Here is a 2141-nt window from a genome sequence, read left to right as displayed (position 1 = left end):
GTCGGTACTGCTCGGCACGATGGCGCGCTACACGAGCGCCGAAGTGATCGTGATCGGGCTGATCGGCGAACGCGGCCGCGAAGTGAAGGAATTCATCGAACAGATCCTCGGCGAGGACGGGCTCGCGCGCTCGGTCGTCGTCGCCGCGCCGGCCGACGTGTCGCCGCTGCTGCGGATGCAGGGCGCCGCGTACGCGACCTCGCTCGCCGAGTATTTCCGCGACCAGGGCAAGCACGTGCTGCTGCTGATGGATTCGCTGACGCGCTACGCGATGGCGCAGCGCGAGATCGCGCTGGCGATCGGCGAGCCGCCCGCGACCAAGGGTTATCCGCCGTCGGTGTTCGCGAAGCTGCCCGCGCTCGTCGAGCGCACCGGCAACGGGCCCGAGGGCGGCGGCTCGATCACCGCGTTCTACACGGTGCTGACCGAAGGCGACGACCAGCAGGATCCGATCGCCGATTCGGCGCGCGCGATCCTCGACGGCCACATCGTGCTGTCGCGCGCGCTCGCCGAGGCCGGCCACTATCCCGCGATCGACATCGAGGCGTCGATCAGCCGCGCGATGACGGCGCTGATCGACGAAGGCCATCTCGATCATGTACGGCAGTTCAAGCAGATGCTGTCGCGCTATCAGCGCAATCGCGACCTGATCGCGGTCGGCGCTTACGCACCCGGCCGCGACGCGCAGCTCGACCGCGCGATCGCGCTCTATCCGCGCATCGAGGCATTCCTGCAGCAGGGCTTTCGCGAATGCGCGCCGTTCGCACCGAGCCTCGCCGCGCTCGATGCGCTGTTCGACGCTTACGGAGGCTGATCCCGATGGCTCACGGCTTTCCCCTTCAACTGCTGCTCGACCGTGCGCAGGACGACCTCGACTCGGCCGCGAAGCAGCTCGGCACCGCGCAGCGCGACCGCACCGCGGCCGCCGAACAGCTCGACGCGCTGCTGCGCTACCGCGACGAATATCACGCACGCTTCGCGCAGTCTGCGCAACACGGGATGCCGGCCGGCAACTGGCGCAATTTCCAGGCGTTCATCGACACGCTCGACGCGGCGATCGCGCAGCAGCGCAACGTGCTGGCCGCCGCCGAAGTCCGCATCGACGAAGCGCGCCCGAACTGGCAGCAAAAGAAACGCACCGTCGGCTCGTATGAAATCCTGCAGGCGCGCGGCGTCGCGCAGGCAGCGACGCGCGAGGCCCGGCGCGAACAGCGCGACGCCGACGAACACGCCGCGAAGATCCTGCGCATGCGGGCCGACGCGGCCCGCTCGTCGTAACCGACCACCGCATTCGAACGAGAGAACCGACATGCCTCCCCTGCCCCTGCTCGGCGCGCTGCTCGATACCGCCGGCGCCGCACTCAAGGCCGCCCGCGGCACGGGTTCGTCCGCCGCCGGCAACGATGCATCGGCGACCGCGACCGCCGTGCCGTTCGCGCAGACGCTGAAGCAAAGCGTCGTCACGCGTCGCGACGCGTCGAGTACCGCCGCGCCCGATGCGTCGACGACGCAGGCCGCGTCGAAGCCGGCCGCCGGCACGAAGCCGTCGGGCACGGACGACGACGACAAGTCGACCGACGCCGCGAACGCGACGACCAGTCCGGACGCCGCCGCGCTCGCGGCCGCCGCGGCCGTGCAGGCGCAACTGCAGGCGCGCACGGACAACGCGACGACGCCGGCCGATGCGGCTGGCACCGCCGCCGCTGCCGCTGTCGCCGACACGACGCAAAAAACGGCCGTGTCCGGCCAGCCCGACGCCACGGCGACGCTGGCCGATCATGCAACCCGGGATACGGCTGCCCAGCCGCTCGAACCGGCGTCGAGCCGCGACGCGCTGCAAGCCGCGCTCGCCAAGCTGACGGGCGGTGCCGGCGCGATCGCGCTGCCGGCAACCGGCACGTCCGCAGCGACAACGACCTCGGCGCCGGCGGCTACCGCGTCGAGCGCCGCCGCACCGCTGACGCCGAAGGTGCCGACGTTCGACCGTACGCTCGCCGATGCGAAAGGCGCGCTCGCCACCCAGCAGGCGCCGGCCCAGGCCACGCCGCAGGCGCTGCAGGCCGACGCGAACGCGCAGTCCGGCGCACAGCATGCCCTCGCGGCCGCCGGCGACGCGACCGCTCCGGCCGCCAGCGCGACGA

General features: G+C 71.7%; 2 protein-coding genes and 1 pseudogene. All 3 read left to right on the top strand.

The window, feature by feature from the left end:
- Positions 1 to 814 (top strand): FliI/YscN family ATPase (locus G3N62_RS35250; protein ID WP_206141535.1); only part of this gene is annotated, 814 nt, incomplete at its 5' end.
- A gap of 5 nt (positions 815 to 819) precedes the next feature.
- Positions 820 to 1278 carry a flagellar export protein FliJ gene (gene fliJ / locus G3N62_RS35245; protein ID WP_034190269.1) on the top strand — a complete coding sequence of 153 codons (459 nt, stop codon included), beginning with the start codon at positions 820 to 822 and terminating at the stop codon, positions 1276 to 1278.
- 31 nt (positions 1279 to 1309) lie between these two features.
- Positions 1310 to 2141: pseudogene (locus G3N62_RS35240) on the top strand (flagellar hook-length control protein FliK); the annotation flags it as partial.

It is taken from the genome of Burkholderia sp. Tr-20355 (genome assembly GCF_017104685.1).
GTDB classification, from domain to species: domain Bacteria; phylum Pseudomonadota; class Gammaproteobacteria; order Burkholderiales; family Burkholderiaceae; genus Burkholderia; species Burkholderia seminalis.
This window is presented reverse-complemented; position numbering and strand designations above follow the sequence as displayed.

What these genes read in the sequence shown, in the direction of transcription:
- fliJ (WP_034190269.1), top strand. Translation starts at nt 820, where the DNA reads ATGGCTCACGGCTTTCCCCTTCAACTGCTGCTCGACCGTGCGCAGGAC.